Source organism: Peptoniphilus timonensis JC401 (genome assembly GCF_000312025.1).
Taxonomy (GTDB): domain Bacteria; phylum Bacillota; class Clostridia; order Tissierellales; family Peptoniphilaceae; genus Peptoniphilus_A; species Peptoniphilus_A timonensis.
Window position 1 is genome coordinate 17932 of record NZ_HE978594.1, and the last position, 5143, is coordinate 23074.

A 5143-nucleotide genomic window follows, 5' to 3' on the forward strand; every position below is an offset into this window, starting at 1 on the left:
AACATTTTTTACAATAGTGCCAAGTTTTTTGCTCATAAAGGCGGACATTTTGCCATCAATTAACTTTTCCTTTAGCTTTTTGCCAGAAACCTCATCTATATTGTCGTAAAGATTTTCTAAAGTGTGAAATTGACGAATGAGTTTTAGTCCAGTCTTTTCTCCAATGCCATAAATTCCAGGAATATTGTCAGATTGATCTCCCATAAGGGCCTTTAGTTCAATAAATTCAAGTGGCTCAATATCATAGTCTTCCTTGATTTTATCCACAGTTATAATGTCCATTTCTGTGATTCCCTTTCTAGTGAAAAGAACCTTAGTATTTTCATTTACAAGTTGGAAATAGTCCTTGTCCCCAGTCAAAAGATAGTTGTCAAAATTTTTTTCGCTGGCAATTTTTGAAAGAGTTCCAGCAATATCATCAGCTTCATAAACTGGTGATTCAAGAATTTTTATATTCATGTGAGATAAAATTTCACGGACAAGGGGCCATTGTTGCTCTAGCTCGTTGGGAGTCTTTTGCCTTGTGCCTTTGTAGTCCTTATATATATCGGACCTAAAAGTCTTTCCCTTCATGTCAAAGCATACTACAAGATGACTTGGCTTTATCTTTTCTATGGCATTTTCCACCATCATGACAAAACCATAGATAGCATTTGTATAAAGACCTCTCTTAGTTTTTAGAAGAGGTAGAGCATAAAAAGCTCTGAAAAAAAGCGAACTTCCATCTATAATTAAAAATTTGTTATCCATAAAAACCTCCTATCTACATTATAACAAAGATTAAAATAAATAAAATTTGCAAATAAAAATCACAAAATTTATTTTGTTTTATAAGTTATTTTTTTATGTATACAATTTCTTGAAGGTCCATATTATTGATGATTGCTAGTAAAAAGGATATAATATAGCTATGAATAGAAATTTATTAGAAACTTTAAAATTCGAAAAAAACAATAAAATAAGTGGCGGAATATATCATAAATTGCAAGTTGAATTCACCTATAATTCCAATCATATCGAAGGAAGTAGATTAAGTGAAGAACAAACAAGATTAATTTTTGAAACTAATACAATTGGTCTTGATGATAGCAAGACTTCTTTAAAGGTTGACGACATAATAGAAACCTCAAATCACTTCCAAGCAATTGACAAAATTATTGACTTTTATGATGAGGATTTAACAGAAGAATTTATCAAAAATATTCACCAGATTTTAAAATCTGGAACAAGTGATTCAAGAAAAGACTGGTTTAAAGTTGGAGATTACAAGGCTTATCCCAATGAAGTGGGTGGTTATGAAACTACCTTGCCAGAAAATGTCTCTCATGAAATGAAAAACCTTTTAGAGTTTTACAATAACAAAAAAGCAAAAAGTTTTGAAGATATAATTGACTTTCACTACCAATTCGAGAAAATCCACCCCTTTCAAGATGGAAATGGACGAGTGGGTAGACTCTTAATTTTAAAAGAGTGTCTAAAAAATGATATAGTTCCCTTTATTATTAATGAAGATTTAAAATTTTTCTATTACAGAGGACTTTCAAATTATAAAAAAGAGAGAGGATATTTACTTGATACTTGTTTGACAGCACAAGATAGATTTAAGACTTATTTAGATTATTTTAAAATTTCATATCACGAATAAAAATTTAGGAGGCTTGACCTCCTTTTTTGGTAAATAAAAATTATTAAAAAATTTGCAAATAAAAATCCCCAAGTGAAATTAAATTCATTATGGGGATTTAAAAATGTTAAATTATCTTTCAGAATACTCTGCTTTTAAAGTCTTTCCCTTTATTTTCTTTCCATTAAGATCTTTTATGGCTTCTTTTATCATATTTTTTGGTATTTCCACAAAAGTAAAACTTGGCATAATATTTATCCTGCCAATTTCCTTTGGAGATACATTTGTGTGGCTATCGATTAATCTTATAATTTCACTAGAATCAAGTCCATCTCTTTTGCCTTTGTTGATAAAAATCTTTGGTCCCTTGATTTTCTTGATTTCTTTTCCTCTTTTGTCCTTGCCTTTTCTCTTTGAACTTTCAGATTTTTTTGAAATTTCAAACTTTTTGCCATAATCAACTTTTTCCAGTTCATTAATTTTTGTCTTGTTTGAAGATTCATTTACCATCTTTAGAAGAGAAGCAGAGATATCATAAAGACTGTAGCCTTGTGCCAAAAGCCTATTTAAAACTTCTGTATAATCAACTTGCTCTTCTGCCTTTAAAATATTTTTATTAACTTTTTTATACAAATTGTCAAGACTTTCCCTCTCGACATCAGATTTTGTAGGTAGCTTCATCTTTTCCATTTTTATCTTTGCATACTTTTCGATTTCCCTAAACTTTGGATAATCCCTACTAGTTACAAAAGTAAAGGAAAGACCTTTTTTGCCTGCTCTGGCGGTACGACCAATTCTGTGGACATAATATTCAGCTTGTTGTGGAAGATCGTAGTTAAAAACGACATCAATATCAGAAACATCAAGACCACGAGCAGCAACATCTGTGGCTATTAAAATATCAATAGTTCCCTTTCGAAACTTCGTCATGACATTGTCCCTAGATGACTGACGCATATCTCCGTGAAGAGAATCCACCTTGTAGCCTCTTTGTGCAATCTCAACCTCAAGATTTTCAACCATTCTCTTAGTGTTGCAGAAAATAATAGACTTCTTTGGCTTGTGAATTAAAATAAGTCTATTTAAAATTTCTGTCTTCATATTTCTATTAAGTTCAAGATAAAATTGTTCAATCTTTTCTGCAGTGAGTTCCTTTTTCTCAATAATAACTTTTGCAGGATTATTTTGATAAAGTTTCGAAAATTCCTTTATATTGTTGTCAAAAGTTGCCGAGAAAAACAAAGTTTGCCTATTTGGATTTGTCCTTTCAATTATAGTTTTCATATCATCTCTAAAACCCATGTCAAACATTTCATCTGCTTCGTCAAGAGTCAAGAAACTTATATCATCAAGTACAATTGACTTTCTCTTCATGTGGTCCATAACTCTTCCTGGAGTGCCCACAACTATGCTGGCATCTCTTTTTAATTCTCTAAGTTGTTTTCCCATGTCTGCTCCACCATAAATTGGGACTACCTTTATAAACTTTTTATGTTTAGCAAGCTTTTTTAACTCATCAGAAACTTGTCTTGCAAGTTCTCTTGTTGGAACAAGAACCAGAGCTTGTAAACTATCACAATTATCCTCCATTTTTTCAATCATTGGGATGCCAAAAGAAGCAGTCTTTCCTGTACCAGTTTGTGCCTGTGCAAGAACATCTCGTCCTTCTAATATAGTTGGAATTGTCGCCTCCTGCACTTCCGATGGCTTCTCAAAACCCAAATCCTTAACTGCTTGTAAAACTTCCCTAGATAAATTTAATTCATTAAATCTCAATATTTTCTCCTAATCTATTTTAAATAATTATTTCCAAAACAAAAAAAGACCGAGATTCCCTCGGTCCTTCAAGTTCTTTCTTTAAACATTATAACACAAAAAAATTTAAAAAGCTTGTGCCAATTATATTAAAATCGAATTTAATAACTTTTAAAAACAAAGGTAAAATTTTGCGTTTATTTTTACGTTTGAAATAAAACGTAAATTTTATTTTGCGTTTGTTTTTATCTGATATGGGAAATTTTCCTCAACATCAAAAAAAGGACTCTGTCATATAGACAAAGTCCAAAAATATGTAAAAAAGAAGAACCCCTAAGGGTTCCTCTTTAATCAAACAATTTATCTTCTAATATAAATTGTTGCACTCTTATCTTCTTGTTCCCATTCAATATCTTGATTAATCTTATCTTGAGTATTTCCGTTAGTTAGACCAAATACATTGGCTACATTAGTAACAGAAACTAAGATTCTGTCGTTGATATTAAGTGGTTTAGAATCCATCTTAACTGTCTTTCCATTAGAAAGAACTATTTCATCGCTGTCGATTTGGATTGAAGCAGTCAAACCGTCTTTGATAAATGTTGCAGTTCTTGTCTTCTTATCCCATTTAACTTCAGCGCCAATAGCTTCAGCTACATATCTAAGTGGAAGCATTGTTCTGTCGTTTCTAAGAACTGGAGTTACGTCCATCTTTCTCTTAGTAACAACGCCGTTTCTAACAACTTCATATTCGAACTCGTTGATGTGGAATACATACCATAGAGTATCACGAACTGGAGTTGCAGCTTGTGTCTTTTCAGGCACTACAGTCTTAACTGGGTAAGTTGGAGTGTAATCGTGTCTCTTGAATCTGCCTGGGAAGAAGTAGTCATTATCTCCAGGAATATATCCATGGTCTCCACTACCATTGTCGTCTCTTCCTTTTTCGTGTCCAATAACTGGAACTTCGATTTCAACTTTTCCACCTGGAAGTTCTGGATCTTCAACAACTACTGTGATAGGTCCATCAACATCTTCACCTGGTATTACGATTACATTTCCATCTTCGTCAATTATTACTGGAATATCTTTTCCATCTTCATCTTTAGCAGAAATCTTAGTATCATCGTCTTTATTTTCAACATTTATACCAGTGTCTTGTTTTTCATCAGTTGGGTCAACTGGTTTAACATCTCCACTTATCTTAGTATCCTTATCAGATGGTGTTGTATCTTTTACTGTAACTTTTACTTCAACTTCATCTGTTGATTTATCTGGATAAGTTACCACTACTGTACCTGTTGTTTCTCCAGTTTTGCTTGTGTCTGGAGTTTCTTTCCAGTCATATTTTGTTCCTGCTGGTAAGTCATCTTTGTTTGCGATTGAGTCTTCTGCTTTTGGCGCAGAGTCTTTTTCTACTTCAACGTCTTTACCTTCTGGAGTATACTTGTCAGCGTCTTTTTCTGCTGGTGCTGTAGGTTCTGTAATTGTAACTTTGACTGTTGTTTTATCAGTTGTTTTATCTGGATATGTTACTGTTACCGGTACATCAAATTCTCCAACTGTGTTTCCATCAGGAAGTTTGCTTGGATCATCTACAGTTATTGTAGGTGCTGTTTTATCTGCTGGATAATCAGGTACTGTAACTTTTCCTTTTACTTCGTCTTCGGTTACTGGGTTTCCCTTTTCTTTTGTGATTGGGTCTGCCTTTGGTTCATACTTGTCAGCTTCTTTTTCTGCTGGTGTTGTATCATTTATTGTTAC

The 5143-nt window shown here is 32.8% G+C and carries 4 protein-coding genes; 1 reads left to right on the forward strand and 3 read right to left on the reverse strand.

Translation table 11 applies throughout. From position 1 onward, the window contains the following. Positions 1 to 750 (reverse strand): 5'-3' exonuclease (locus tag HGPT_RS03790; protein ID WP_019138539.1); only part of this gene is annotated, 750 nt, incomplete at its 3' end. A 160-nt stretch (positions 751 to 910) separates the two neighbouring features. On the opposite strand from HGPT_RS03790, the gene HGPT_RS03795 reads away from it, so the two are divergent. Continuing rightward, the gene (locus HGPT_RS03795; RefSeq protein ID WP_019138540.1) at positions 911 to 1645 is read left to right on the forward strand and encodes a Fic family protein; all 735 of its coding nucleotides are present in this window, start codon (positions 911 to 913) and stop codon (positions 1643 to 1645) included. A 111-nt stretch (positions 1646 to 1756) separates the two neighbouring features. Here the strand turns inward: HGPT_RS03795 and HGPT_RS03800 are convergent, their stop codons facing one another. Continuing rightward, positions 1757 to 3400 carry a DEAD/DEAH box helicase gene (locus HGPT_RS03800; protein ID WP_019138541.1) on the reverse strand — a complete coding sequence of 548 codons (1644 nt, stop codon included), beginning with the start codon at positions 3398 to 3400 and terminating at the stop codon, positions 1757 to 1759. A 339-nt stretch (positions 3401 to 3739) separates the two neighbouring features. Further along, a partial coding sequence (locus HGPT_RS08660) for a Rib/alpha-like domain-containing protein (RefSeq protein ID WP_245544119.1) occupies positions 3740 to 5143 on the reverse strand: 1404 nt, incomplete at its 5' end.